Annotated in this window: 28 protein-coding genes and 1 riboswitch; of the genes, 7 read left to right on the forward strand and 21 right to left on the reverse strand. The window is 45.3% G+C overall.

Annotated features, from left to right (window positions below; all coding sequences use genetic code 11):
• Both HV041_RS05010 and HV041_RS05015 read left to right on the forward strand, forming a co-directional pair.
• Entirely contained in the window at positions 1 to 2,481 is a 2,481-nt protein-coding gene (locus tag HV041_RS05010) for a fimbrial biogenesis outer membrane usher protein (protein WP_121584811.1), read from the forward strand.
• A 12-nt stretch (positions 2,482 to 2,493) separates the two neighbouring features.
• Complete coding sequence (locus tag HV041_RS05015; RefSeq protein WP_121584810.1) at positions 2,494 to 3,501, forward strand: hypothetical protein; 1,008 nt, start codon at positions 2,494 to 2,496, stop codon at positions 3,499 to 3,501.
• Positions 3,502 to 3,559: 58 nt separating this feature from the next.
• Here the strand turns inward: HV041_RS05015 and HV041_RS05020 are convergent, their stop codons facing one another.
• Positions 3,560 to 3,892, reverse strand: a complete 333-nt coding sequence (locus HV041_RS05020; protein WP_086523387.1) for an RcnB family protein — start codon at positions 3,890 to 3,892, stop codon at positions 3,560 to 3,562.
• 205 nt (positions 3,893 to 4,097) lie between these two features.
• Positions 4,098 to 4,193, forward strand: a riboswitch (TPP riboswitch).
• Between the two features lie 67 nt (positions 4,194 to 4,260).
• Between HV041_RS05020 and HV041_RS05025 the strand changes: the two genes are divergently transcribed.
• Together HV041_RS05025 and HV041_RS05030 are read left to right on the forward strand one after the other, a co-directional pair.
• On the forward strand, positions 4,261 to 5,562 hold the full coding sequence (locus HV041_RS05025; RefSeq protein ID WP_088731931.1) for a tyrosine-type recombinase/integrase: 1,302 nt from the start codon (positions 4,261 to 4,263) through the stop codon (positions 5,560 to 5,562).
• Between the two features lie 141 nt (positions 5,563 to 5,703).
• Complete coding sequence (locus tag HV041_RS05030; protein ID WP_088731933.1) at positions 5,704 to 7,221, forward strand: SIR2 family protein; 1,518 nt, start codon at positions 5,704 to 5,706, stop codon at positions 7,219 to 7,221.
• A gap of 79 nt (positions 7,222 to 7,300) precedes the next feature.
• Here the strand turns inward: HV041_RS05030 and HV041_RS05035 are convergent, their stop codons facing one another.
• The 6 genes from HV041_RS05035 to HV041_RS05060 form a co-directional block, all read right to left on the reverse strand.
• Positions 7,301 to 8,428 (reverse strand): beta family protein, encoded by a 1,128-nt coding sequence (locus HV041_RS05035; protein ID WP_049014284.1) that lies wholly within the window; start codon positions 8,426 to 8,428, stop codon positions 7,301 to 7,303.
• A gap of 17 nt (positions 8,429 to 8,445) precedes the next feature.
• Complete coding sequence (locus tag HV041_RS05040) at positions 8,446 to 9,654, reverse strand: ImmA/IrrE family metallo-endopeptidase (RefSeq protein ID WP_182294054.1); 1,209 nt, start codon at positions 9,652 to 9,654, stop codon at positions 8,446 to 8,448.
• On the reverse strand, positions 9,655 to 9,915 hold the full coding sequence (locus HV041_RS05045; protein ID WP_049014279.1) for a type II toxin-antitoxin system HigB family toxin: 261 nt from the start codon (positions 9,913 to 9,915) through the stop codon (positions 9,655 to 9,657).
• A 314-nt stretch (positions 9,916 to 10,229) separates the two neighbouring features.
• Positions 10,230 to 10,805: a recombinase family protein gene (locus HV041_RS05050; RefSeq protein ID WP_049014278.1), complete on the reverse strand. Its 576-nt coding sequence runs from the start codon at positions 10,803 to 10,805 to the stop codon at positions 10,230 to 10,232.
• Positions 10,806 to 11,020: 215 nt separating this feature from the next.
• Positions 11,021 to 11,335, reverse strand: coding sequence for a hypothetical protein (locus HV041_RS05055; RefSeq protein ID WP_046275909.1), 315 nt, complete (start codon positions 11,333 to 11,335; stop codon positions 11,021 to 11,023).
• A gap of 9 nt (positions 11,336 to 11,344) precedes the next feature.
• Entirely contained in the window at positions 11,345 to 11,692 is a 348-nt protein-coding gene (locus tag HV041_RS05060) for a hypothetical protein (RefSeq protein WP_008324549.1), read from the reverse strand.
• Positions 11,693 to 11,863: 171 nt separating this feature from the next.
• On the opposite strand from HV041_RS05060, the gene HV041_RS05065 reads away from it, so the two are divergent.
• Complete coding sequence (locus HV041_RS05065; protein ID WP_182294055.1) at positions 11,864 to 12,088, forward strand: hypothetical protein; 225 nt, start codon at positions 11,864 to 11,866, stop codon at positions 12,086 to 12,088.
• A 764-nt stretch (positions 12,089 to 12,852) separates the two neighbouring features.
• On the opposite strand, the gene HV041_RS05070 is transcribed toward HV041_RS05065, so the two are convergent.
• On the reverse strand, positions 12,853 to 13,356 hold the full coding sequence (locus tag HV041_RS05070) for a hypothetical protein (RefSeq protein WP_008324552.1): 504 nt from the start codon (positions 13,354 to 13,356) through the stop codon (positions 12,853 to 12,855).
• Positions 13,357 to 13,615: 259 nt separating this feature from the next.
• Here HV041_RS05070 and HV041_RS05075 point away from each other — a divergent pair, with 259 nt between their 5' ends.
• Together HV041_RS05075 and HV041_RS24985 are read left to right on the forward strand one after the other, a co-directional pair.
• On the forward strand, positions 13,616 to 13,822 hold the full coding sequence (locus tag HV041_RS05075) for a hypothetical protein (RefSeq protein WP_008324553.1): 207 nt from the start codon (positions 13,616 to 13,618) through the stop codon (positions 13,820 to 13,822).
• A gap of 101 nt (positions 13,823 to 13,923) precedes the next feature.
• Positions 13,924 to 15,384 carry a DEAD/DEAH box helicase family protein gene (locus HV041_RS24985; RefSeq protein ID WP_048221071.1) on the forward strand — a complete coding sequence of 487 codons (1,461 nt, stop codon included), beginning with the start codon at positions 13,924 to 13,926 and terminating at the stop codon, positions 15,382 to 15,384.
• A gap of 555 nt (positions 15,385 to 15,939) precedes the next feature.
• Here the strand turns inward: HV041_RS24985 and HV041_RS05085 are convergent.
• The 13 genes from HV041_RS05085 to HV041_RS05140 form a co-directional block, all read right to left on the reverse strand.
• The gene (locus HV041_RS05085; RefSeq protein ID WP_182294056.1) at positions 15,940 to 17,469 is read right to left on the reverse strand and encodes an AAA family ATPase; all 1,530 of its coding nucleotides are present in this window, start codon (positions 17,467 to 17,469) and stop codon (positions 15,940 to 15,942) included.
• A 179-nt stretch (positions 17,470 to 17,648) separates the two neighbouring features.
• Entirely contained in the window at positions 17,649 to 17,831 is a 183-nt protein-coding gene (locus tag HV041_RS05090; protein WP_181510718.1) for a hypothetical protein, read from the reverse strand.
• 1 nt (position 17,832) lies between these two features.
• Complete coding sequence (locus HV041_RS05095; protein WP_182294057.1) at positions 17,833 to 19,059, reverse strand: hypothetical protein; 1,227 nt, start codon at positions 19,057 to 19,059, stop codon at positions 17,833 to 17,835.
• A 319-nt stretch (positions 19,060 to 19,378) separates the two neighbouring features.
• Positions 19,379 to 19,564 (reverse strand): hypothetical protein, encoded by a 186-nt coding sequence (locus HV041_RS05100; RefSeq protein ID WP_181599095.1) that lies wholly within the window; start codon positions 19,562 to 19,564, stop codon positions 19,379 to 19,381.
• Positions 19,561 to 20,268, reverse strand: coding sequence for a phage baseplate protein (locus HV041_RS05105; protein WP_182294058.1), 708 nt, complete (start codon positions 20,266 to 20,268; stop codon positions 19,561 to 19,563). Before HV041_RS05105 ends, HV041_RS05100 begins: the two co-directional genes overlap by 4 nt.
• Before the next feature lie 39 nt (positions 20,269 to 20,307).
• Positions 20,308 to 20,442, reverse strand: a complete 135-nt coding sequence (locus HV041_RS25180) for a hypothetical protein (RefSeq protein ID WP_256435912.1) — start codon at positions 20,440 to 20,442, stop codon at positions 20,308 to 20,310.
• Between the two features lie 25 nt (positions 20,443 to 20,467).
• The gene (locus tag HV041_RS05110; RefSeq protein WP_181599097.1) at positions 20,468 to 20,737 is read right to left on the reverse strand and encodes a hypothetical protein; all 270 of its coding nucleotides are present in this window, start codon (positions 20,735 to 20,737) and stop codon (positions 20,468 to 20,470) included.
• A complete protein-coding gene (locus tag HV041_RS05115) occupies positions 20,712 to 20,909 on the reverse strand; it encodes a hypothetical protein (RefSeq protein WP_181599098.1) in 198 nt (65 codons plus the stop codon). The genes HV041_RS05110 and HV041_RS05115 overlap by 26 nt, the downstream gene beginning before the upstream one ends.
• Positions 20,909 to 21,325 carry a hypothetical protein gene (locus HV041_RS05120; protein WP_220471083.1) on the reverse strand — a complete coding sequence of 139 codons (417 nt, stop codon included), beginning with the start codon at positions 21,323 to 21,325 and terminating at the stop codon, positions 20,909 to 20,911. Before HV041_RS05120 ends, HV041_RS05115 begins: the two co-directional genes overlap by 1 nt.
• 69 nt (positions 21,326 to 21,394) lie before the next feature.
• Positions 21,395 to 21,985 (reverse strand): hypothetical protein, encoded by a 591-nt coding sequence (locus HV041_RS05125; protein ID WP_181599100.1) that lies wholly within the window; start codon positions 21,983 to 21,985, stop codon positions 21,395 to 21,397.
• Positions 21,982 to 22,332, reverse strand: a complete 351-nt coding sequence (locus HV041_RS05130; RefSeq protein WP_075849082.1) for a hypothetical protein — start codon at positions 22,330 to 22,332, stop codon at positions 21,982 to 21,984. The genes HV041_RS05125 and HV041_RS05130 overlap by 4 nt, the downstream gene beginning before the upstream one ends.
• Positions 22,329 to 22,796 (reverse strand): DUF5681 domain-containing protein, encoded by a 468-nt coding sequence (locus HV041_RS05135; protein ID WP_075849084.1) that lies wholly within the window; start codon positions 22,794 to 22,796, stop codon positions 22,329 to 22,331. The genes HV041_RS05130 and HV041_RS05135 overlap by 4 nt, the downstream gene beginning before the upstream one ends.
• 627 nt (positions 22,797 to 23,423) lie before the next feature.
• Positions 23,424 to 24,971, reverse strand: coding sequence for a hypothetical protein (locus HV041_RS05140; protein WP_182294060.1), 1,548 nt, complete (start codon positions 24,969 to 24,971; stop codon positions 23,424 to 23,426).
• Positions 24,972 to 25,339: the final 368 nt, after the last annotated feature.

Consider the following 25,339-nt stretch of genomic DNA (forward strand, 5'->3'; position numbering starts at 1 on the left):
ATGTTAAGGATGACTCCGCTTGCTTCGGCAATACTACTGTTGTTGGTTGGCATTGACGCCCAGGCCGCAGAAGATACGTTTGACACCCACTTTATGATGGGCGGTATGAAAGGCGAAAAAGTCTCAAATTTTCGCCTCGATGATAACCAACCACTGCCAGGCCAATATGATATTGATATCTACGTCAATAAGCAGTGGCGTGGTAAGTATGAAATAACCGTTAAGGATAATCCGGATGACACCTGTTTATCCCGTGGCGTATTAACGCGTCTGGGGATAAATACACAAGCATTGGACCAGCAGAATGAATGCCCAACCCTAAAGCAGGCGGTACAGGGAGGCAGTTTCGCCTGGAATATCGGCACGTTTCGTCTTGATCTCAGCGTACCACAGGCGTATGTCGATGAGCTTGAGAATGGCTATGTTCCTCCGGAAAACTGGGATCGTGGCATCAATGCCTTCTATACCTCGTACTATGCCAGCCAGTATTACAGCGACTATAAGGATTCTGGTAACAGTAAAAGTACCTATGCACGCTTTACCAGTGGGTTAAATCTGCTGGGCTGGCAGTTGCATTCCGATGCCAGCTATAACAAAACCGATGACAGCAACGGGGAGTGGAAAAGTAATACCCTGTATCTGGAACGTGGCATCCCGCAAATTCTGGGCACTCTGCGTGCCGGGGATATGTATACCTCATCAGATATTTTTGACGCAGTGCGCTTTCGTGGCGTGCGGCTGTATCGCGATATGCAGATGCTGCCAAACTCAAAGCAGAATTTTACGCCGCTGGTTCAGGGGATTGCGCAAAGCAACGCGCTGGTTACCATCGAACAAAACGGTTTTGTGGTTTACCAGAAAGAGGTTCCGCCTGGCCCGTTCTCCATTGCTGATTTGCAGCTGGCTGGAGGGGGAGCGGATCTTGACGTCAGTATCAAAGAGGCTGACGGCTCGGTAACAACCTATCTGGTACCGTACGCTGCGGTGCCCAATATGCTGCAGCCGGGGGTCTCAAAATATGATTTTGCCGCTGGACGTAGCCATATCGAAGGCGCCAGCAACCAGACCGATTTTGCGCAGATGAGCTACCAATACGGGCTGAATAATCTGTTAACGCTGTATGGCGGCACCATGCTGGCAGATAACTACAATGCGTTTACGCTTGGAACCGGCTGGAATACACGTATCGGCGCGATTTCCGTCGATGCGACACAATCGCACAGCAAACAGGATAATGGTGATGTGTTTGACGGGCAGAGCTACCAGATTGCCTATAACAAATATTTGACGCAAACCGCCACCCGTTTTGGCCTGGCAGCTTATCGCTACTCATCACGGGATTATCGGACATTTAACGATCATGTCTGGGCAAACAATAAGAACAACTACCATCGCGATGAAAATGATGTGTACGACATCGCGGATTATTACCAGAATGATTTTGGTCGTAAAAACAGCTTTTCGGCTAACGTCAGCCAGTCTTTGCCGCAAGGTTGGGGCTCGTTTTCGCTCAGTACGCTGTGGCGCGATTACTGGGGACGGAGCGGTAACAGTAAAGATTATCAGGTGAGTTATTCCAATAGCTGGCAACGGATTAGCTATACCTTTTCCGCCAGCCAGACTTACGATGAAGAGCATCATGAAGATAAACGTTTTAACGTCTTTATCTCTATACCTTTCGATTGGGGAGATGATATTAGCGCTCCACGCAGGCATTTATATGTGTCTAATTCCACGACGTTTGATGATGATGGTTTTGCGTCCAACAATACCGGACTTTCGGGCACCGCAGGCAGTCGCGATCAGTTTAACTATGGGGTGAATCTGAGCCATCAACGGCAGGGTAGCGAAACAACAGCAGGCGGCAATCTGACGTGGAATGCGCCAGTTGCGACGCTTAACGGCAGCTACAGTCAGTCGTCTAAATACACACAAACTGGCGGCAGTATTTCAGGTGGCCTTGTGGCCTGGTCTGGTGGCGTGAATTTAGCCAACAGACTGTCAGAAACGTTTGCCGTCATGCATGCGCCTGGTCTGGAAGGGGCGTATGTGAACGGGCAGAAATATCGCACCACTGACCACAATGGCGTGGTGGTTTACGACGGCTTAACGCCTTATCGCGAAAACCATCTGATGCTGGATGTGTCCAATACCAATAGTGAAACCGATCTGCAGGGGAACCGCCGCAACGTTGCGCCATATCGCGGTGCGGTAGTGCTGACAACATTTGATACTGACCAGCGTAAACCGTGGTATATCCGGGCGCAGCGCCCTGATGGTTTACCGCTGACGTTTGGTTATGAAGTTGAAGACAATCATGGACACAATATTGGCGTAGTAGGCCAGGGAAGCCAGCTTTTTATTCGCACCAATGAAGTGCCATCGGTGATAAAAGTGGCGGTCGATAAACAACAGGGACTTTCATGCTCAATCACTTTCGGCAAAACGATTGATGAAAGTAAAGTTTATATTTGTCGGTGATTGGAGCCAATTATGCGATTTGTCATTGGTCTGTTCTTGTTTTTAACGTCGTTTTATGTTTCGGCGATGTGTTATTCAGGTGATTATTCTTTAGTTAATACAGGAAGTAATAATCTCACCGCGACGGGGGAGGCAATTAAAGTGGATCTAAATAAAGCAAAGTTTAATGAGTTTACCCCATCTACATTAAAATATGTCAATTTTCTTAGTTCGCAAAAATATCACTGCCAATATGCGAGTAGTGGGTTGCAAGTAACACCAATAGAAAATAATGAAGTGAAATATTTTAAGGTTTCATCAGGGGAGGGTAATGATTATGTCTATGTGGCAGTGAGAATAGGAAAAAACATTAGTGGTTCATTTAAGAAACAAGAAGAGAAAGGTGTTTTTGGTACTGTGTATTATTTCAATTATATGGGTTCTGATATTAATGCGGCCTTAAAATACGGCGTTGAATATAAGATTATAACCGCGCCTGAGGCATTTGTCGCCGCAGTCATTAACAATCCTGTGTCACTAAACTCCACGCTGCGTTTTGTTGAGGCAAATGGAACGGATAGAGGAAAGTATAACTTAGCACAAAATGTTCAAGTTGAATTTAATTACACACCCACTACCTGTTACTTTCCTGATACATCTGTGAAAATTAATGATATAAATTACAGTAGTGTGCAGAATGCCATTGCAGAAAATGCTGATAATAAAATTGAAATTAAATGCGATAATACGTTAGGGTATTCATCCAGGAACATATATTACCGGTTTGAGTCTCAAAACCGCATTGGTGATGTATTGGGGAATGAATATATTGGTGATGATAGTGCTGGGAATATCGGGTTTAAAATGGAACTGAATGGTGTAACAGTAAACCTTGATAATAATCGATATGAGATTGCTAAATGGGGGCAAACGATAGCTGATAGTTACATTATCCCATTAAAATTTAAGTATTTTCCATACGGGGAATACCACTCCGGTCACATATTAAGCCGTGTCAAAGTGGTGATCGGTTACGATTAATATAGGTCAAGTTTTATGCTATTTACGCACTCCCCCATAAGAACGAGTGCGTGTTTTTTTACCGGTGATAAAAAATCTCGCCGTCGTAGGCTTTAATGATTTTACCGTCGGCATCATTGACCAGCACATATGCGCCGCCCATGTAGGTCCAGTGGGTGCCTGGCGTCGGTGCGGGCAGGTTGCGCAGATTCCACTGCTTAATGGTGTATTCTTCGGTGAGATACAGTGGTGGAACCTTGTCACCGGGTTTGAAATGGGTGAAGTCAGCAATAAAGCTGCTCAGCTCATACTTATCGATACCGGTGGGGGCTGCTGTTGCGGCTGGCGCGGCCCAGACGACGCTGCTCGCAAGCAGAAGTGCGCCCAGCAACATTTTATTTTTCATACCCATCCTTTCTACCTCTTCGGGTCATCAAAATCAGTCGTGTATCATTTCTGGCTTACAGGATATCTGACAAGCACTATTTTGTGTGTACCCCAGTTATTTCGTAAAAAGTGTAAATGAAGTGCAGATATGTAGGCAATGTTGGCCTGCAATTTACAACATGGCGTGCAGACAGTATCCTGTTGCTGAAACCTGAATATCATATTTGTGTTTCAACGACTCGGGGTGCCCTTCCGCGTGAAGGCTGAGAAATACCCGTACCACCTGATCTGGATAATGCCAGCGTAGGGGGCCGAAATTCGGCCTACTTATCATGAGATTGACTCTCTTTTTGTCGGTGCGTAATGCACTTGAGGTACAAAAAGGGTGTATTCATGGGGTACAAAACTCTTCCATACACGTTTCAGCGAAACGGCAACTACTACCTGCAAATCCGGCTTTCAAATGGCAAGATGTATAAGAAATCTCTCCTCACTGACAGCTATCGTGAAGCATCTGCTTTGATGATTGGCGTTACGCCACACATTCCTTTTGTTCAATCATTAGCTACGCCGCTCCTCGTGTTCGAATCATTTTTGTCTAATCTGATTGCGTCAGAACGCAAGGCTGCGAGAAATCCATTTTTGGCCCACCAGCAGATCGCTCCTCCTGTTGAAATCGTGGAATCTCAACCGCCAGCCGAACCGGAAAAAGTGCTAACTCTCTCGGATGCGTGGACGATGTACAAAGACGAAAAGGGACGCAACTGGACGAAATCGATCTCAATGGCAAATGAGCGATACATGGAAGTGCTGTTAACGGTCTTGGGAGGGGAAACTGATGTAGCGACGATTAGCAAACAGGACATTAAACAGGTGATGGAAGTTGTTGAGAACCTCCCTAAGCGCGTTGTACAGCCTTATCGCTCAATGAGCATTCAGCAATTGATAGAATGTGACGATGTCCCAGCTGATGAACTGGTTGGGGTTGAAGCCATCCATAAACATCTAAAGCTCTACAAATCACTGTTCAAAACTTTTCTTACTGAAAGCAAAGACGTTTTGCTGAAATCGCCAACTGATGGAGTAGTGGCTGCACCATCGAAAGCAAGATTTGGCGCATACAGTACAGCCGAGATGAAAAAGTTTGTAGGGTGGGCGCTTAAGCAACCCGATAATTGGCAAAAATGGATCACGTTGTTATTGGCATACACGGGAGCGAGAAGAGGCGAGATAGGAAAGCTGGAGAAGTCACAGATTAAATTTGACGAAGATAGCCAGCGTTACTATTTCCTGATTGCTGAAGGAGGGCAGGGGAAAACTGAGAACGCTACGAGGCAGGTAGTCATCCACCCTAAGTTAATCGAATGGGGTTTCATGGAGTACGTTGATCGCCAGTGGAAAGAGCGGATTTTTTCAGAAGTGGCAGGTACAAACATGACTAAGATCGGTAAAGTCTTTGCTGATGTTCGAGATCAGTTGGGTATTCCTTATCTGGACGATTATGGACAACGGCGATTACTGCATTCCATCCGTCACTCAGTTTGTTCTACAGCTATGGCTGGATGGGTGAAAAACATCCTGCACCTGCAGCAAACAGTAGGCCATGAGAAGAGCGGAGGGATCACTAAACGATATTTACATACGTTTCCTCTATCTACAGTCTCCTATGTAGTTGATGGACTTTGCTGGGTCTAACATCGAAGACATGAGAAATCAATCGTAGGGACGCAAAGTCAGCGATGGCTACTGGGCTATCTTAGCTCATATATGTTTGTCTACATGATTGATTTGTCAAGCAGTCAAGATAGAATGTTCTGACTTATCAGAGGGGGTGACATGAATATCCGGGAATTTATAGGCCAGTATCGCAACCACCCAGTGCTTTTCATCGGAGCAGGTGTTAGTTTGAGATATCTTAACAATTCGCATACATGGGATGGATTGTTAAAGTATATTGCTTTTGAGTTGAAAGGAAATAATGAGTTTTATTTAGATATTAAAGCTGAATGCCAAGTTGATGGTAAATATAACTATTCCCTAATTGCTACTAAATTAGAAAAAGCATTTAACCAAGCATTAGGTGAAGATCGTAATGGTAAATTTAAAGAGATAAATGATTATTTCTATGCTGAGATGGAACGTGAAAATAATCTGAGCAGATTTAAAATATACATTTCAAAGTTAGTAGGGAGCCTTGATTATAGAGAGAATAAAAAAGAGGAATTGGCAGAGTTAAAGAAAATCAGGAAAAATGTAGGCTCAGTTATAACTACAAACTATGATGGTCTTGTTGAAGACGTATTTAGCTTTGAACCGTTAGTAGGGAATGATATATTGTTGAGCAATCCCTATGGTTCAGTATACAAGATTCATGGCTGTATTAAAGACCCATCTAAAATCATCATAACTGAAGATGACTATGCTCATTTTGATAACAAGTATGAGTTAATTCGTGCTCAATTACTCTCAATTTTCATTCATAACCCTATTATATTCATGGGGTATGGAATTGGTGATGAAAACATAAAGAGCTTACTGAAAACTATTTTTACTTATGTCGAACCAAACTCACTTACTGCACAACGTATTAGAAATAACTTTCTCTTGGTTGAGTTTGAAAAAGATTCAGCATCACATGATATTACTGAGCATGACATTGATTTAGAAGGTTTTTCCACAATAAGAATTAATAAAATAAAGACAGATGATTTTATAGAAATATATAGATCACTATCTAACTTGAATCTACCAGTGTCTGCTATGGATATACGGAAAGTTCAAAGTATTGTTAAGGATATATATTCTGGTGTACATGATGATGGTACCAGTATAAAAGTCAATATTACAGAGGATATCGACTCTCTGAATAATAGCGATAAAATATTAGTAATAGGATCAAATAATTCTATAAAATACGAGCATAAGAACTCGTCGAATTTCATGACGGATTATTTTGATATAATTGATGAATCAAACCATCAATTGTTACAATTGATCGACAAAATAAATATAACATCTACCCAATGGTTTCCAATATATGGCTTCTGTCAGGTTTGCCATGAGCTTGCTAAGTGTGAACCGCTTAAAAATCAACAAAGAAGAAAAATCGAAGAGTATCTTGCTGGTTTGCCAATTGCTGTGCAAAATACGCATGATAATTGGGGTGATATTTATTCCGATGAATCAATAACTCGAACTAATAAAATAAATTCTATTATATGGTCAACATGGAACAATATTATTGTTCCTGATGATGTCGAAGGGCTTTTACGTTCGATGCCAGACAAAAAAGGAACAGATTATAGGCGTTTACTCTGTGTGTACGACTATAAAAAATATGGTGATCCTCATTAGCAATATAACTGTCAGTTAGTGTTGTATAACTATATGAAATAGAAGATGCCCACATCAGTGGGCATCGTCAATTTACAATTTATATTTCTTCTGCATGTTTTGCTGCTTTGATACGGTTGAATTCTAAGACTTCTTCAACAACATAGCTGATGTGATGATTAGTATCAAATCCGATCCAGTCCTGTGGCCTGCCTTTCAATTTCTTCATACTGCAATCAAGTATTTTCTCATCGCCCCATGAAAATTCCGGCCCTAAGTAATGAGACGAATTTACAATAACCTTGGCGAGGTCATAAATTTGCTCACCTTTATTGCCTTTTTGCTTAGAATGTCCTCGAGCCACAAAATATCTATTAGAAATAGTGTAACGAATTTTCCCATTTGCATGAGTTGCAATAATGTCATCTGCTGCTGAAGGATTTCGTATCCCATAATCCGCGAATATGAGGTTGTGATTACTATCTTCCATAAGTGTTTTCCAAACAACCATTTCACGGCGTTCGACATAGTCAGTAGAATCTTCATCCTTAACGGCTTCGTTAATAATCATTGGAAATGAAGCACCAGCCATCATCACAGTGCTAAATTTATATTCACTGACAATCTTAAGAAGATGTTGCAGATCTGCAAGTAATGAAACGATAGATTTTTTAGTAACATCGCCAAAATCAAGCAAAATGATGATTTGCTGGTTTGTGAGATTTAATCCCTGAATTATGCTGTCAATGCTATCTTTGAAATAATCTTCATCATAAGCATCTTCTATTGTTTCCGAGTCAATACGCAAACAAAAATATGTGTCGTCTGCAATGGATAAATTACACAACGCATTCTGATAATCAACATCATCCCATCGGTCAAATCCCACAACTGGATGAACTTTCAAGCCACTTTCTGAGAGTTTACGATACATGTAACCGTATACATGCTCTCCTGTTTCGGTATATTCATTTGGCTTCCATTCAAAATGATCAAAAAAGATTGCCGAACTTTTACATGATTTTGAAATTTCATTTGAAATCTTATCGAGATAATGTTTTTTAGGCTGGGTGGAGTCACGATAATAAGCCTGTTCACGCATTTTTTGTGTGAATTTAGGGATCTCGAAAAAAGGTGTTATCCTTTGTGAATATGCAGTTTTAAGTTTTTCTAATGCCGCAAATTCACCAGGCTTTGCTTTCAGTATAGGAACATAAGTAGGATACATATAACGGCCTCCGGAAGCTATTCGATAACTGCTGTAGATAAAATTCTACTAACCTCACCCTGACCGATGAGATCTGCAAAAAGACGGTAATTTCCTAACTCTCTTCTTAATCTTCCCGCAATGATTGCTGGTGTTATTTTTAACTCCCTTGATAAAATGTCTATGTTTTCTTTTGTTGGGGATATATAAGCATCACTTCTTTTCCAGACGGCTCTTGGTATAAATGCTTCCCTTGCCAACCTATTTGCTTCTGATTCTTTTTTATCATCCGAAGATGCATCTAAATCATCCAGAAATGTTTCTTCATTATGAACATGCTTCCAGATATGAGCGACTTCATGAAGCAAAGTAAACCAGAAATTATCAAGACGATCATATCTTAGGCTAAGGCCAATGATAGGTTGTCCATCAATATCTTTTAATGCGGCACCATCAATACGAGTACCTTTTAAACTTGGCTCTATTATAATTGCTATCCCATGTTTCTCGAGAAATTCTACCGCAAGAAGTGGGCCTTTTTCGAACCAGCTTAACTGTGCGAGATCTCGTAGAAAACTTGCCGATAACACATTTGGGTCGAAAATCCCGAGAGAGTTTTTTTTCTTCCGCGCTTGCTGCACAACTCTACTAACCCACGCATACAATGCATATTGTGTTGAAGGCGAGTAAGCATCACCAGACAATGTTCTTTTGAAAGAAAGGGTTCCGCTTTGCCAGCCTAACTGGTTTATAAAACCTTTGATAATGTCTTCAGCCGAACTTTTTAGAGCATTTCCGTTTTCAGCAATCCATCCACGGTTGATCATTTCTTTTAAGGGAAATTTGGACCAATCTACACCTTCCTCATGAGATTGATTATCATCTGAATTTATGCCTATCAGTGTATCAGTAGAAATCCCCAATCCAATGGACAAGGCTTTAATCATTGAGACTGTTAAGGGGCGCTTCCGGGAAAGAATTTCAGAAACACGGCTTCTTGTTCCCAAATAGGGAACGAGATCAACCTGTTTTAAACCCTTTTCATGCATCCTAAACAAAATTGCATCAATAGGATCAGGTGGCTCAATCGGATACTTCGAGTTTTCATAGGCTTCTACGACCGTGATTAGAAGCTCGAGTTCTTCATGCTCGTCCGAGCGAGTCGGTGGCATCATAAGCATCAAAGAATGGATTCGCTCCAGGTAGTCCTGATGCTGTTGTTCTGTCTTTATAACTTTAATATCCATTCATGTGACCTTTACAGCAATAATCAATACAGTCAACGCATTGAAATCCATGATGGTTTCAATGACCATATCACAGCCATCAACTTTGAATGTGAACATACAATTCTCAATACAAACGACTGATGGGAATCGATCTTTCACCTCATCAACGGATTTCCAACTGCATGAATCAATCTCAGATGACCATGCGGTTACCCAAACTTTAGTGGCGGAACTCTTACTTTTAAGCTGGTTCAACCGATTTCTTCCAAGCAACTTCATAATTTGTTCCTAATATGGGAACATCTTAGTGTTCTTTGATTGCTATGTCAATGTGTTCCCAAAAGTGGAACTCAATGTGTGAGGGGCTACAGTTTCTATGATAACAATAGGGTCTTTTATGTACTGAATCAATGAAATATTCATATTTATCAAACCGATCCAAGGATGGGTGTTATTGCATTCCTATCCCAAATGGATGTTTGTGAATTTATTTACATCATGGATGATAGAGGCGGAATTGATTGATGATCTACGCGTTTACTTAGACTGCTCAGCACTTTTTTCCTGCCCCCCAATTTTAAACTACACAATTTTCAAATATCGGAGAGATGACCGGATGTCTTTAATCGGTAGAAGGTGGCTTTGCTGATCGCTAACCTTTCTTGGACTGCTGCTGGTGGTAAACCTTGTGCTAACAACTCTTGTACCTGTTCAACTGTCGCTTTAATAGGTCTGCCGCAATGCTTACCTTCTGATTGTGCACGTTTTATTCCTGCTGTTCTACGTTCTGCTATCAGATCTTTTTCCAGGCTGGCAAGTCCTGCCATCATAGTCAGCATCGCTTTACCAACTGGTGTTGATAGGTCGAACCCTTCACGCAAGCTGACAACTTTCACGCCTTTTGTCTGCAACATTTCCACGGTGGAAAGAACATCAATCGTGTTACGCCCCAGGCGGTCTATAGCAATCACGATCAGCGTATCGCCTTCTCGCACATAGCTTAGTAGTTCACCAAACCCTGGACGTTCTCCTGCCTTAACTGCACCACTCACCGCTTCATCGCTGAACCAGCGAGTGACGCTATAACCAGCATCGGCAATCTGCTGCTTCTGGTTTTCAACGTTCTGGTCGCTGGTGGAAACTCGCACGTATCCGATCACAGTAGTCATGATGTTCTCTAAGTCTCAAAAGGTAGTATCAAAATAATAACTGTCTCAAAATAAAAGATCAACCTTTTGAGATAAGGCGAAACCGCATTCTGTGGTTGCGTCGATGTGGTCTTAAAAGGAGATGGTTCTGAGACTTGAAACGAGGAGTTGAATTCGTTTTGACGAGCGAAGATGAAAATGGCGTGATCACACACGCCAGTCGTTGCATGAGATGATTATTCTTTGAAGAACTGTGTGGCTGACCATCCACCATGACCACCTGGGGTAATGAAGAAAACAAACCCCTTATCGTCTACGTTCTGAATCTCAACTGTCATCGATTCTTTTAGGAGACGGCATTTACCGGAAGTGATGAGGCCCATCATACCCTGTTGGTCTTTGTCCTGGATGTAACTGATCATCTCGTAAAAGTCGGTCAGCTTCTTACAGTTAAATGTTCCTTCTTTTAGGGTGGCGGTATCTCCATGACTCAATGCATAAGCGTTCGGTATCACTGACAAAAATATGGCGGCTGCGAATAGTTTTTTCATTACCGCCCCTTATAGCTCAGAGCATTCGCTGAGGTTGTAAGTGCCTTTTCTACCGTCATCATTAACCAGATGCAGAACAAAAATGAGCGGGTTGCCGTCAATGAAAGACACGGCGACACTGCCGTTGTCGGTGCTATAGAGCTTGGCAATTTGCTTCTCCCCGATGTACGAGAGATCCCAGCTTGCGTTATTTAAACTGAAGTGCATCTGAGAACCATCAATTTCAATGCTGGATTGTGCTGTGACTGTCTTCCCATTGCTACCCAGTTGCCCTTGCTGAAGAGCTTCACATTGATAGGAGCTTGCATAAGTTGACAGAGGCAGCAGTAAGAGTGCAGCAAGAGTTATCCCCTTCATAGCGTTCCTTTTTTCGATTGGTGTTAGACATTCATCGGGAATCAGTATAAAACCATCAATTGATAAAAACGATCGGTTTATCATTTATCGATCGATAAAATTGATCAATGTTGAAACTATAATGTCTTGCACAGTTCTTCGCTATGGATGAGTCTTGATAGACGAAAGAGCATGCACAGGAGAAATGCAGTGAGAAGAGCACTGATAGTGATATTTGGGTTACTGGTTTCACAGATGGCAGCAGCAGGACAGATCACAATAACCGATCCCCAGCAGGATACGACCGAGAATGGTAAGACGCTTTGCACCTACGAAAACAGCATCTATCTGTTCACCTACGTTACCAAAGGAAAATGCCCGTATGCGAAGACGTTTGATACTGTAGATTCAGAGTGAAGGGGGCTTAAAATATAGGTTTGTTTAAATTTCCAAGTTAGGTGGAGTTGCTTAGCAAAAGAATCATGTTTTTTTCTTCGATTGTGCTGAAACCCTTATAGAATAAGGGGTGGAGGGATTTTCATCAATAGGTTAAAGCGCTGTAAGAGTGTTATAGACTGGTTAATATGAGTAGAATTAGCATAGATTAAACCTATTAATAATCATCATTTATTAGTTGATTATCGCTTGTAATTTAGTCAACTTTTCCGGCTCTATGGAGAGTTGTTTCATGGTGAGCACTGCGACCATGAAAAGTATGCTGCATGAGTAGCATGTAATGCGGAGCATGAAAGATATCAATTACAGGAGAGCAACCTTTGCACCAGAAGCGATTTTAAGGAGTGATTCTCCTGTAAAAGTAATCTGCTATGCTCGCATTGCTCACATAATGAACATTAAAACCAACAAAACCGCTAACTACTGTTTAAATAATAAACAGTTATTGATTCCATTTTATGTGCTCGTACAACTCGCCCATGCGTTAACTGTGCAAGATACGCTTAAAAAAATGAGTTTATGCAACCACTCCACACCGATAGTGTTCCATTGTAAGCCTTCACTTTTACCGAAGATGCAAATAACTCTAAAGAGACTTTAGACTTTTCTGCACCCTCTGTATCAGGTTACTTGTGCAAATGGCATAGCCATAAGATCGGCTTACTTGCATAATAAGCCGGAAATCTCATTGCTAACATTATCGGAGCTGCCGCCGCGTTAGCGACTTAATGGAGCAGGCGAGCGCCTCTTAACGCATCCATCGTTAGGGTAGTCGGCTGGGCGTAAGTAATGGAGCTACATAATGAAACGATGGTTTCAATGTCCTGGATGGTGATCTGATAGGTTCCAGTGCCGGGGTTGCCAATGTCCCGACAGATTATCCAGCCCGCATTTTCCAGATCGCCAATGACGGTAATCACTCGTTTTTGCGTCATACCGAGGTCACGGGCCGCACAACTTAGGTCGAACATCACACATCCGGCTATCTCGCTCTGTTGGCTTCTGAGGTATGCCCACATCTGTTTATGATCGGTGGTGAAAGTCAGCACCTTGGGGTGTCTGCTGCGTTTCTGTGGATGCGTTACTTCGGTGAAATACGGCACGAGACTATCAAACATCTGTTCGATGGTGTTCGTTACTTGCGTTGGGGTAGTGCTGGAGTGGGTGGTAAATGTCTCTGTGAAGAGTGCTTCAACTTCGGTTGGGGAAAGTCCCTGGTTATCTGTCATATTAATCCTCCTGTATGTTTTGTAGTCAATAAATCCTCATAGTTGAGTTGTTAACGTTCATTTTTTATTTGCTTGTTTTTTTAAAAAGAAGCGTTCAAATAAAGGTTGGCAAAACTAACATTTATTTATGTTAAATGCAATCTCAAATCGTGCTTGTTTTATTAACGTGTTGAAAATGATCATAAAATAGTTGACTTTGCAACCGATTCGATGTACAATGAATAGTAGGTAGTTAACAATCGTTATAATAAGGAGGTACATGTACCAAACGAAAACTGATGTGCTCGAAGCTCTGCGTAGCGGAAAGCTCCTTCCCAAGATTTGCCAGCAATACTCCCACAACAAAAATCTCTCCGACGAACGACGCAAGATGTTCAGGGTGGCCTTGATCAGCTACCGCATTGAGCAGCTTCAAGAGAGTTTACGTAACGAGGAACAACCGAATGAACATCCGATTCACCGATGAAACCCACAAGGCGCTTGTTGAACGTGCCAACCGTGAAGACAAGTCAGCCGCTGCGCTGGTGAGTGAATTAATAACAGCAGTCCTAAACCGAGAGGAACCGAATGACCGAAAAGAAACCAGTAGTAAACTTCGTTAATGCGATTTGCGGCTCAGGAAAGAGCCACCGTCTGAAAGAGTACATCCTGAGCTTCAAGAACGAAGCTGTCCCAGAAAAGTTCTTAATCGTAGTACCAACCCACGCTTTAGCCGATCAGTTCAAGCAAGATCTGAATCATTTTAGAATCTCAAACCATCACATTTTCGTTGAAGGGGCGACTCTCAACCTGAAAAGTACTTTGGCTGATAGCTTCCAGATAAATGTTGTGATAACAACCCATGAATGTTTCACCAACTACTGCCACCTCGCTACGTTCAATCTTGAGATGCGTTCTCTACTGGCAGAACACAATGTGGTGATTGACGAGATCCCTGATGGCTGGTTTGGAGCAGAAGCAACGATCCGTCATGCTGACAGGACGGCAGAAAACTTCCCATTCCTGGAATGGCTGGAAGAACGAAACGGGCTTCTGTACCTGCGCGAAGAGCACTACGACAATCTGTACAAGTATTACCACGAGAAGCACGCTAACAGTGATAACTTGAAGAAGGTTCTTTACGTGGCGCTCGACGGTTGTGGTGTGATGCACACCGAATGTGATTCGTCATACAGCTTCTTTGCCTACACCTATAATCCGATACTGAAGGCCGCAACATGGGCGAAGAGCTTCACTGTGCTCGGCGCTGGCGTGAATCGCAGTGGGTTTGTCTGGATGGCAGAGAACGTCGCTCAGATGGCGGTTCAGGAAGCGGGTGAACACCTTCAGCCTGATCCCGAGAGACGCAAACATAAAAACGTGCCTATCAAAATCGTTGCTGTCCTCTCAGAAGATATCAAAAGAGCGGGGCAGTCAGAACTCGCTAATATCTTTAACAACCACTTGAGGGAAATACGCCAAATCGTCGGAAAGGATTTTATCTTTGCAACCAACAACGACAAAGCTATCTGCGATTTTAAGACCATTGGACTCACTGAACTTGGTGATCGCATGGGTGGTGTTGACGTTTCAATGTCCAGCTACGGGATAAACAGCTATCAGAGCATTCATTGTGCCGTGTTCCTCGGATGTGCAAATCTGGGCGATAAAGACCGTAAGCGATGGGCAGACTATTGCGAACGTATCGGTTGGGATTTTGAAACGGTGATGGAGAAGAAGCGGCAGGCAATGTATTTTGAACGGTGCTACCAGTTTCTTAGCCGAACATCCATTCGCAACACTGATACCGATCACCCTCTCGTGTTTGTCGTTCCCGACATGGCGGCAGCGGAATACCTCAAAAACCATTACTTCCCTGGCTCAACCATCGAATGCCTTGGAATCAAGAAAGCTGGAAAGCAGCATGAAACGCGTTTGAAGGTTCTGGAATACAAGGCGCAAGGACTAACTCAGAAAAAGGCTGCGGAAGAAATGGCGGTGTCTCTGAGGACGGTAGCAACCTACTGGAACCAGGACACTCGCGTATGATCACCGCGCTTTACTGGTATGTGCTGTTCCTGTTTATCTGGGGTGTAATCCGCACCTTTGAACGACGTAGAAAAACAGAACGCAAAACTGAATCTCGGAATCCATGAGATCTTGGGTTATGTCACAAAGGAGCTTAACGGCTCCTTTTTTTGTTTCTGTGGTGGGGTACAAACTGAGGTACAAGCTGGGGTACAGCGTGAAGAAGCGATAACCGGAAGGGCGGGCTTGCTTCAGCAAGCAACTTCCCCTAAGCTGGCAAAAAGTATAGAGATTCAATTTTCATGACTCGGGGTGCCCCATCGCTGATGGGCTGAGAAATACCCGTACCACCTGATCTGGGGGATGTCATAGCCAGTATTGGCGGCATCCTTCGTCCTAATGCACCCAAAAAAGCACCCATTATTCGCATCCGGTAAAATCCACTTCATTGACCTTTACATGTAGCATTGACTGAGAGTGCTAACCAACATCGTAAAGCCAGCATTCTCTTAAGCCGCTGTGTAAAGGTCGAATGACTTATCAGTCCAGTGGATTTTTTTTTATGGTAGCAACCGGTTAGTCTTCACGCTCTCTTAATTCTTCTACCAAGGGGGTCAGCCAATCAGAAACGCTTTGGGTGTAATGGTTCCAATCAGGATGTTTTGATGCGAGATCGATGATCTTAGCTAACCCTGATGCTCGTTCTAAACCTAATCTATTAATGATATTAGTTATATATCTGTGCGCATCCAGTTCAAAGCGGATATTATTTGCAATTTCAATAATTTCTAATGCATCGTTTTCCAAGCCATCAGTGGAAATCGTTGTTATTAATCGATGAAGAAATGCTTCAGGCTTAACATTATCAGGCAGATTAAATTGTATAACTTTATTTCGAGCCAGTTCTTTTAATTGGGCAGTTCTTTCTTCTGTACCTGTTAGTACCCTATCTACTGCTGCGGATTTTAGTTGGTCCGTGTTATATTCATCACCATCTAATACATATATTTTTCTTGAAACATCCTCATTCCTAATGAGAGAACTGGAAAGCAGTGTAAAAGCGTTGGTCGCTGCTCCAAACATAAATATTTTCACATATCTACTAGCCTGAAGCGAAGAACAAATTTTTCTAGTAATCGCGCTTGCAACATCATCTTCAACGTAAATTTCGATAGGAGTGACTTGTTCACCGGTTAATCTATTTATAGCATCAGGTTTGGTTTCTTCAAAGCAATAAGAACGAGCATCTAGCGACACAATATGACGTATATTAACTCTGTCAGCCATGCTTATTAATAATTCACGGTGTGTAGTGAAAATAATCTGTTTATTTTTATCCTTTGCATGTTCAGATAAAACGAAAATTAACTTTTTTAACGCTTCATCATGTAGCAATAAATCGAGTTCATCAATTAAAATGAGAGCATTTTTATCCGCTTTAAAAACAGTTTCAAGGATAAGGAATATTTTCTGTTCGCCTGCGCTCATGCTAAGTGACGAATATGCGAGCCCAGCAATTTCTACGCCGATGAATGTAGAACCGTTGGGTTTTTGATGTTGATTAAAGCTAGTGTATTGTTTGTTTAGTATGTAAGATGCGTTAGCAAGCATAGCGGTAATTAAATCATTGCTTACATTATTTGTTTCATACTTAACATTATTGTTTTTCTCCGACTCAATCATCGGAACACATTTATCAATGCCTAAATAGTAAACTTCTCGCATAGGGCGTCTGGCATATATTTGAACCCATCGAGAGCCTCTATTATCAGATTTTCCGTAATTTTTGTTCTCATTTTCAATTAGTTCGGCACCGCGGCGATATGATATATTGATATTGAAGCTGCTTCCGTTCCATTCTGCCTGTGGGCTTCGTGGGAAAAAATCACCTAGTTTATTATCTTCACCTCGGAAACCCTCTTCCGGCATATATATACTCGCCAAAGCATGGAGGATGGTAGATTTACCACTACCGTTCGGACCAAGAATGGCGGTTAGGGGATGCGGACTGAAAAAAATCTCATTCAATTCATTTATACATTTTAATTTATGAATTTTAATTGAATTGATTTTTTGGTTTGTAATGCTCTTGCGATTTGGAGGCATTGCACTCTTCCTTGCGTGGTTAAAAAACGAGCACTTCTGTTAGTGTGATTCATTCCTTCCATGTTATCAGATTCATATTTCCCGTAAAACGCCTCTTTAGTATCCTCTGATGATAATGTGTAAAACCCGCTTAAAGCGGGCTTTCGTCGTTAATGGTTTGCGAATGACTGTTCACGCCGTTAATACGTGGTGCATGTTTCTGTACCGTTGCCGGATGTGTGGCATCGCTTCGTGATCTTGCCGTACTTGCCTGTGCAGACCTTGTCGCCCGCCGAGTTAATCCGGCAACGTTCCGTTGTTTCGGCGAACGCGGATACCGTGAACACCGCCAGCACTGCCGCTAAAAATAAACGTTTGACCATTTTAAAATCCCTCCGCTTTACACATTTCGCTGTTGCACCACTCGTCCCACTTTCTCCAACCGTTCATCACTGCGGCGCTCTGCATATCCAGGCGCAATTTTTGGTATGTGGTAGACGTGCTGTCGGCGTTCTGTGGCGTATGCGCCAGCATCAGATCGACAGTCTCACGGTCTAATTTACATTCAGTGCGCAGTAATTCAGCCCACGACCGGCGCAGGTCATGCACTGTGCATGGTGTTTCTATACGTTCGCCGTTCTCGTCTTCGTAACTGGCCATCATGTTCAGCCGGTTTAATATCAAGTTCGGCGTCGTTGTGCCCGCATCCCATAAGCGCCCGATTTCGTTAGTCGAACGCTCCAGCACCGTGCGAAGGCTGGTAAAGATCGGCACTTCCTGCGGTTTGCCGTTCTTCGCGCGCTTTCCTGAAATAACCCAAACGTCGCCGCGTAGTTCCTGCCGAACCATTTCGAGTGCCTCACGCTTACGCCGACCTGTCAGCATAACGACCCGCAGCGCATTTCCTGCCGCGTTGTCGGGCAACTGGTGAAACAATTCGCGGTATTGTTGCGCGGTTAAGGTAGCCTGTCGCGGTTCAGTCTTCGGCGGAAGCTGGTTTTTGTCGATGCTGGCCTTCAGGGTTTGTGGAACAGAGATCGGTTCATCTTGTTCGTTCGCTATACCGTGTTTGAAGCCGTAAGTGAACATGCGTGGGATAAAACGCGCGCCACGGCTTAAGGCATTAGCCTGTACCTTGCCATCACGATCAATCATACCGGCGCGCACGTCATTTACGATCTCCACAATGCGCCGGTAGTTCATTTCTACCGCTACAAGTTTGCCGCATACTGGCGACCAATGCTTGCGCCATAGACGAGAAAGGTCTATCGCTGCGCCTGGTGTCCCTTCAGCGTCGATCCACTTGTTGAACAGCGTGTCCATTGTCCACCGTGGGCGTACGTCTGCGGGTTTTACTTCGTTGCGTAGCACTTGCGCCACCTTTAAGCCGTAAAGCTCGCAGGCAGTAGCGTAGGCCGTTTTTGAGTTACCGACAGCGTAACGTTTGCCGCCGTGTCTGAAAAACCAGGTTAGCACCTCGCTACCGGCAGGGGTGATGCGTTTCAGGAGGAACAGCCCGCCAGCGGGGGCGGTGGTTTTCACTGACTGCGTGACTGATTTCTTGCCTTCAGGAATCCTCAGTCGTACGACGTCGCGATCATTTTTGATCATGTCGTTGTTCCCCGAAGAAAGGCGGGCTTACAGGGAAGGTCGTTTGCTTGTAATGGACGACATCCAGCGCAGGCGGTAAAGTATCGATCAGTTTCACAGATGCTTACCTCATTTGTGAGATTAGAAGACGCCGTTACTGTTGACGCAGTAGCGGCGTTTTTGCGTTTAAGTGGCAACCACTTAAAACGTGTAATGAATATATGATGCATATATTAAAAGCATCAATGATGTAGATGCTTTAAACAGTCACAATTAAACTATATGCACAAAAAAGCCCGCGTCGAGCGGGCTGTTAAATGGCGGGGCCGGTCGCGAATTATTACGGGGCCGGCGTTGCATATCCGCCGAGGATCACGGCGTCGTTATCTTCGCTGAATTGCAGTACCACGACGATGCCTGCGCGTATAAGGTCGGCGATCTGACCTTCGTTTGCACCTGCCCGGACAATGTCGCCGACAGTAGCGGGACCAATGGCAAGCCTCGCTGCGATCTGCTCGTAGGTCATTTGTGATGCCCCTGTCCGCCGATTGCCGAAAGTAAACCAGAACGTTGACGCTTTACCGGTGCTGGCGTGTTGGGGTCATCAATTTTCATCGAACGACCTATCGACTTACCGGCATCAACCTTTGAACCCGCGCGGGTCTTCGTGGCGTTATCCGACTGTGAACCAGGCGCGCCGATACCTGGTGGGACTTTGCCGGTTTGCGCTTTGACGCTCTCGATCTGCTGGAATTGCATGTCGACGACCAGCGCGTCGCCTTCGTCAGATTTGCGAACGATCGCCACGTCTGCAAGCGCCATGTTTTCATACACTTCGTAACGCGTGGTCACGGTTACAGGGATTTTAAGTTCTGACAGCGCCTTCAGTTGGTTGTACGCGTCCGCCGTGCGCTTTCTACCATTCAGGAATTTATCGGCGAAGTTTGCCACTTCGTCGAGTAGTCCGTGAATCGGTGTATTGCTGATAAAGCCGGTTAACGTTAATTCTCGTTGCTGCGCTTTAATGTTGTCCGTTACGTCGACGCCACCTTCTACGGGGTACGCCGTAATGTTATTCGACCAATGATGCGTTTCGTTGTCGACGCAGTCGAACGACATCGACGCAAGGTTAGTCCCGTCGATACGGAAGATGCTGTCGCCTGCGTCAGTGAACAGGAAACTAATGGGCGACCACTTACGATCTCCCAGGTATTGAGTTAAGTCAGCCATAAGCGGTTGTCACTTTATTAGTGGAAGAAAAAAGCCGCCTTATTTGGCGGCTTCGGTTACGGTATTTTGTGCAGCGGCTGCGGTGCGTCGTTCTTCCCGCCGTTTCATTGCGAGGCGAATAGTGCGGGCGATTTCTGCGCGACTGCGGCGGTAAATGTAGCGGCGTGCGGTCATGGTGGTTTAGTCTCCGTTTGACTGTTTAAGCACGGGTAAGGCGCTGCATAGCGTCTACAAACATCATCATTTCGACGCCTTCAACATAGCTTGCTTCTTCCTTGTCGCTGTCAAAATTGCGACATCCGACCTTCTCAATGAATAAATCATTCATGCGGTCGTCCAGCTTATCGGCGTCCAGTACCAGCGCATCTTGTACGCCGTTAGCCAGCAAAATAATCAGGTGGCGGCGTGCGCGTAATTCGTTCTCGTTGACCATGTTCAGCGCCTTATACAATTGCGTTTTTGTTGGCATATGCCGTGATCCATCCGTCGACTTCGTCGGTGCGTACTTCGGGGTGATGTTGCGCCATATAGCCCGCGAAGGCCATCTCGACGTGGGTAACACTTGCGCAGGTAAACGCGTGCTGTTTACCTGGCTGGCTGTTCAGTACGTGGCGCTTTGTTTCTACGCTGTTCGTTTTCATCAATGGGATCCTTTAAGTTTCAGTTCAATGTGACCCAGGCCGATAAGTTCGCCGTATTCGTTGCGAGGCATACCGGCGCTAACTTTGATGCCTCGCCGTTCTGAAGCGCGGCGAAATTCTTTAACCAGGGCGTAGGGCGCGTTGCAAAGGCTGAATTTCTCGCCTTCCGCGACTTTGTCGGCGAACCAGCGCGCAAGCTGCATACAGGCTTGCGAACGTGCCGCAGGTGGCAGGACGGAACAGTCAACAATGCTGCGGATCTCGATTTCCGTTTCGTTGCTGCTGCCTTTGTCCAGGGTTAACACTGTTACGGTTTTTTTCGGGGTTAGCATGGTGTCGGCTTCCGTGGTGAAAAGCCCTACTAACGGCGTGAACGCTTTCGGGCTTGGGTAACATGCGGGATCAATGCCCTGCACGCTTGCTATTCGTACAGGACACGGACAGATTAAGGACAACTCAGGGACAAGTAAAGACAAAAAATCGATCTAAATCAGTAACTTAGTCCCGTAACTTGCTAGCTGACAACCGCTTATTGCGTTGTGTGCGGCGGCGGCGTTGAGTTCATGCGGTAAAACGATGTGACGCAATTCTTTAGAAATAATTTCGATCAGGAATGTGCGTGCATCGTCCAGCGTTTCGCGTTCGCCGTCGTTATAAATAACCGTAAGGCGCGTGCCTGTGCGTTCAATGGTCGTAATCGTGCGCAGGACGTCCGCCACGCTGCGCACGCCTGCCTCTTTGCGTGGTTGTACCGGTAAGCCGCGCAACGGCGTTACATCGCTTCCTGCGCGTTTATTTCCGCCGTTACCCGACTCGATGCGGCCTTTGACTATCTGCCGGTTGCCTGTCGGTGCGCGCCGTTCGACAGTGTCCCACGTTTTAGCGGCCTGTAAGCCCGCCTGTCGGTACGTGTCAGGATCTGCCGGTGTTTCATCGCCGCCCGCCATTGAAGCCCGTACGCGGGCGCGCAGTTCGTCTAATTGCCGATGACGTGCCGCAGCCGCAGCGCGTTCTTCGCGTTCTTGCCTGGTCATGCCGATGCGTGTTTGTCGTGGTTGGTTGGTGTTTATGATCATGCGCTGGTGTCCTCCTTGTGCTGGCGGACGACCATTTCGCCGAATGACCATGATGGCGGGTTTAACTCCTTCGCGTCTGCCTGGCGGTGCTGCGTAAATTCGCGTTGCAGGTCGCGATCCGGGTAGCCAGCCATCATGACTTCCCACGGCAGGAAGAACGCTTCCCAATCGGGGCCTAACACGTCAAGTGGATCGCCGATATGAATTTTAAATTCTCGCACCGCTTCGACAAATTGCGGGTGCGTATTCCAGGTCGGCTTACCAACGACAAGATCCCGCTCTGCGTTCGCCGCTGCCAGGCGCTGGCGTATGTTTTTAAGACGTGCTGCGGTTGTTCCTGTTCTCATTTGCTTAACGCCTCCAGCGCGCGTCGTTCCGCTTCAGCGGCGCGAATGTCGGAAAGGCGCTGCACGCAATCAAGCGCGAATTTAATGCTGTCCGGGTTAGCGCCGCCGAATAACTGCCCGACAAGGCGCTCCGTCAGACTGTCCAGATCGCTTAAGTCGATGTCGTCCATGTTGATGGGGTCGATCGATGGCTTCGGCATATGCGCCAGCAACGATTTAAATACGGTTTCAGCCTTCGCGCTGGCTGCACGTTTGCCGATATTTTTTAGCAGGCCGGACGCGTCCAGCGGCGCATCGGGGTGTTCAGCGTTGTGATCGGCGACCCATAGCCGGATCATGCGGTCAAAGTTCATGCGTCCCGCTGGTCTGCCTGCGGGGTTCCCGCTTTGTCCTTTCTTGAATTGAGTTTTCGCCCGACCTTTAGCGGTTGACTGTTTAACAGGTTGTTTAGGCGCGCGTGGCATCGGTGTGATTCCTTTTTTGCGGTGGTTTACGCCGTCAAGCGTACGATGGGTATCGCGGATGCCTGAAATTTGTATTGACCTGTTAACGACCTGTTTGACCTGTTCGAAAACGCGGAACAGGTCGACGCGGATTCGTCGGTGTCGTAGTGATGTATATGGTAAGTGACAACCGCTTATGGGGTATGCAACGGGGTACAAAGATGGTTTAAAATGTTGTCCCCTCTTAAACCCGCGTGGTTACAGGGTTTCAAGTAATGAGGGTACAAAGGGGGACAATAAGCTGTACCCCTTCAAAGCTAGACGTGACAAGGGTTTGAAGGGTAAAGGGGACAAAAAACGATTCTAAAAGGATAATAATATTTTTGAACCCATTAAAACCACTGAATTAAAACACAGTGGTTTTTAGGCTTTTATATAAATAATAATAAAATTATATAAATATTGTACCCTTTACCCATCCAGGCCGCGCCAATAGCGGGCTGTAAGGGGGACAATGCGTTTGTACCCCATGTCCCCTGTAATCGCTGAGAACCGCGCCAGTAGCGGGCTGCAAAGGGGACAGCTACGGGGTACAAGATTTTGCGAAACCAATAAAAAAACCCGCCGAAGCGGGCTTTATTACATAAATTATGCTCGTCGTAATAAGCGAATATTTAGACCGTTTCTGATCTCCACGCATTCAATGACGCGTTGTCGTTCCAGTGCAGCGATCGCAAGCGCGAGCGGATCTTTATAGCCGTTAATGCGCGAACGTTCTGCCGCTTCTGCAAAAACACTACGGCGCATAATCTGCTTATTTATCGCCGAAAACTTAACGCCTACCGGCGAATGCTTAATTACGTCAATTACACGTTGCTGTAACGCGGTCTGGATGTCTTCGATTTCGTTCTGCTGCGACAGTCTAGTGACGTCTTCGATGTTGCGCATTACAAGTGCAAAGGCATATTTAACGTGTTCGTCGGTGACTTCCCCTTCGTCGGTAGCCAGCAACGACGCGATAGAAATTACGCGTTCATAAGCACGGCGATACAGCGCACCAACGATCGGCGCGTTACGGCGGTCATCGTCTTCCAGGTATTCGAAGATAGTTTTTAAAAAAGCGCGCGTATTGGGTTGCACTTTTAACGACCTGCCAAACGTCGTTAAATCACGAACACGATCGGCAAGTGCATCTGTGACAGTGCTGTCGACGTTTATTTCGTCTGCACGTGATCGCGCTGCTTCATCGCCGCAGTGAAACAACAAGCCACGACCGATCAGGCCGCTTGCAATGTTACTGTAGTCGATTACTTTTTCGAAATTACCTGGCGTGCTGCTTAACATTAAACAGACGAGCGGATCTTTAATGCCGGTGTCGACAATAGTTTGTTGCACGTCCAGCGTCGCTAATTGTTTCACCAGGCCCGCGCGTGCTTTGTGCAGGTCTTTATTGCTTTCGTCTGCGTCGATCTGCTTATCGATGCGCTCAAGACGTTTAACGGCCTTTTCGCGCGCCGTGTTGATCAGTGCGTTCACTTCACGTTTATGCGTACCCGACAGCGTGTACAGTTTCGCCGTAGCCATTGCCAGGATAAGCGGGCCAATAGATTTAGTGTACTGAGAAGAACCTTTATCGTTAATGCTGCCGATCAGGTCGTGGGCTTCGTCAACGACGTACAGCGCTTTTCCATCGGCGTCTAGGGCGTTCATTATCATATCTTTGTCAGTACGCGGACGGTTGAACAGGTGCGCCGTTTTACTTATACGTAGCAATACGTCGCCGATAAAACTTTGTGCCGCGTCTTTACCGGCTGCGGATTCGGCGATCGTGATCGTGATAATGTTCATCTTTGCGCCGTTAAGCGATTTGCGCTTACCGATCCCTGCGGCGATAGCCATTAGCTGAAGCGCTGCCGGAATTGCCGCCCATCGTAACGGTCGCATGTTACGTGCTTCGATAGCGTCGACAATTTCGCCCGCCAGCCCTGGCGGATTCATCAGGTCGACAGATCGCCAGTTGGCGACGTCTAAACGGTAGCTGTTACCGGCTACTTTTTTGCCCGCGACGACAGCGGCACAGTGCGCTTCAACTTCGGAGATTGCTTCTTCCAGGCTGCGATCGCTCTCTTCTTTCAGGCGGTTGTCATTTGTCCCGTTATTCGGTACACTTTTTAAAGCTGGTTTAGCACGCGGCATACAGGCCTCTTGTTGTTAAACTACGCGTTTTAGACCAATTAAAAAAAGCTCGTCTGGCAGGACGGGCTTTTTTATTTCCCTTTTGACTCATGCTGCGCGGCCTCTTTCCTGTTTTTGGTTCACCATCTCACTGCGCGCTAGCGCCCAGGCATCGATTGCGACATCCAGCCAATGCGGGCGTGATGGGGTGAGTTGAACAGGTTTAGGGAATGTCGGATCAGTCTTGATGATGTAATCGACGTTGGTCCTACCTACCCCTATACGATGTGCGACTTCAGTTTTATTTAAAAACACAGCAGTTACCTCAATAAGCATATTTACGTGTTTTTAGTATGGCCATCGCATTTCACTAAGGCAATAACTTTTTC

Origin of the sequence: Citrobacter sp. RHBSTW-00029, from assembly GCF_014104295.1 — a bacterium.
Lineage (GTDB): Bacteria > Pseudomonadota > Gammaproteobacteria > Enterobacterales > Enterobacteriaceae > Citrobacter > Citrobacter youngae.

Bases quoted from the DNA above. Each gene is read 5' to 3' on its own strand.
- HV041_RS05010 (WP_121584811.1), top strand. From the start codon at position 1: ATGTTAAGGATGACTCCGCTTGCTTCGGCAATACTACTGTTGTTGGTT.
- HV041_RS05015 (WP_121584810.1), top strand. From the start codon at position 2,494: ATGCGATTTGTCATTGGTCTGTTCTTGTTTTTAACGTCGTTTTATGTT.
- HV041_RS05020 (WP_086523387.1), bottom strand. From the start codon at position 3,892: ATGGGTATGAAAAATAAAATGTTGCTGGGCGCACTTCTGCTTGCGAGC.
- HV041_RS05025 (WP_088731931.1), top strand. From the start codon at position 4,261: ATGGGGTACAAAACTCTTCCATACACGTTTCAGCGAAACGGCAACTAC.
- HV041_RS05030 (WP_088731933.1), top strand. From the start codon at position 5,704: ATGAATATCCGGGAATTTATAGGCCAGTATCGCAACCACCCAGTGCTT.
- HV041_RS05035 (WP_049014284.1), bottom strand. From the start codon at position 8,428: ATGTATCCTACTTATGTTCCTATACTGAAAGCAAAGCCTGGTGAATTT.
- HV041_RS05040 (WP_182294054.1), bottom strand. From the start codon at position 9,654: ATGGATATTAAAGTTATAAAGACAGAACAACAGCATCAGGACTACCTG.
- HV041_RS05045 (WP_049014279.1), bottom strand. From the start codon at position 9,915: ATGAAGTTGCTTGGAAGAAATCGGTTGAACCAGCTTAAAAGTAAGAGT.
- HV041_RS05050 (WP_049014278.1), bottom strand. From the start codon at position 10,805: ATGACTACTGTGATCGGATACGTGCGAGTTTCCACCAGCGACCAGAAC.
- HV041_RS05055 (WP_046275909.1), bottom strand. From the start codon at position 11,335: ATGAAAAAACTATTCGCAGCCGCCATATTTTTGTCAGTGATACCGAAC.
- HV041_RS05060 (WP_008324549.1), bottom strand. From the start codon at position 11,692: ATGAAGGGGATAACTCTTGCTGCACTCTTACTGCTGCCTCTGTCAACT.
- HV041_RS05065 (WP_182294055.1), top strand. From the start codon at position 11,864: ATGCACAGGAGAAATGCAGTGAGAAGAGCACTGATAGTGATATTTGGG.
- HV041_RS05070 (WP_008324552.1), bottom strand. From the start codon at position 13,356: ATGACAGATAACCAGGGACTTTCCCCAACCGAAGTTGAAGCACTCTTC.
- HV041_RS05075 (WP_008324553.1), top strand. From the start codon at position 13,616: ATGTACCAAACGAAAACTGATGTGCTCGAAGCTCTGCGTAGCGGAAAG.
- HV041_RS24985 (WP_048221071.1), top strand. From the start codon at position 13,924: ATGACCGAAAAGAAACCAGTAGTAAACTTCGTTAATGCGATTTGCGGC.
- HV041_RS05085 (WP_182294056.1), bottom strand. From the start codon at position 17,469: ATGCCTCCAAATCGCAAGAGCATTACAAACCAAAAAATCAATTCAATT.
- HV041_RS05090 (WP_181510718.1), bottom strand. From the start codon at position 17,831: ATGGTCAAACGTTTATTTTTAGCGGCAGTGCTGGCGGTGTTCACGGTA.
- HV041_RS05095 (WP_182294057.1), bottom strand. From the start codon at position 19,059: ATGATCAAAAATGATCGCGACGTCGTACGACTGAGGATTCCTGAAGGC.
- HV041_RS05100 (WP_181599095.1), bottom strand. From the start codon at position 19,564: ATGACCTACGAGCAGATCGCAGCGAGGCTTGCCATTGGTCCCGCTACT.
- HV041_RS05105 (WP_182294058.1), bottom strand. From the start codon at position 20,268: ATGGCTGACTTAACTCAATACCTGGGAGATCGTAAGTGGTCGCCCATT.
- HV041_RS25180 (WP_256435912.1), bottom strand. From the start codon at position 20,442: ATGACCGCACGCCGCTACATTTACCGCCGCAGTCGCGCAGAAATCGCC.
- HV041_RS05110 (WP_181599097.1), bottom strand. From the start codon at position 20,737: ATGCCAACAAAAACGCAATTGTATAAGGCGCTGAACATGGTCAACGAG.
- HV041_RS05115 (WP_181599098.1), bottom strand. From the start codon at position 20,909: ATGAAAACGAACAGCGTAGAAACAAAGCGCCACGTACTGAACAGCCAG.
- HV041_RS05125 (WP_181599100.1), bottom strand. From the start codon at position 21,985: ATGATCATAAACACCAACCAACCACGACAAACACGCATCGGCATGACC.
- HV041_RS05130 (WP_075849082.1), bottom strand. From the start codon at position 22,332: ATGAGAACAGGAACAACCGCAGCACGTCTTAAAAACATACGCCAGCGC.
- HV041_RS05135 (WP_075849084.1), bottom strand. From the start codon at position 22,796: ATGCCACGCGCGCCTAAACAACCTGTTAAACAGTCAACCGCTAAAGGT.
- HV041_RS05140 (WP_182294060.1), bottom strand. From the start codon at position 24,971: ATGCCGCGTGCTAAACCAGCTTTAAAAAGTGTACCGAATAACGGGACA.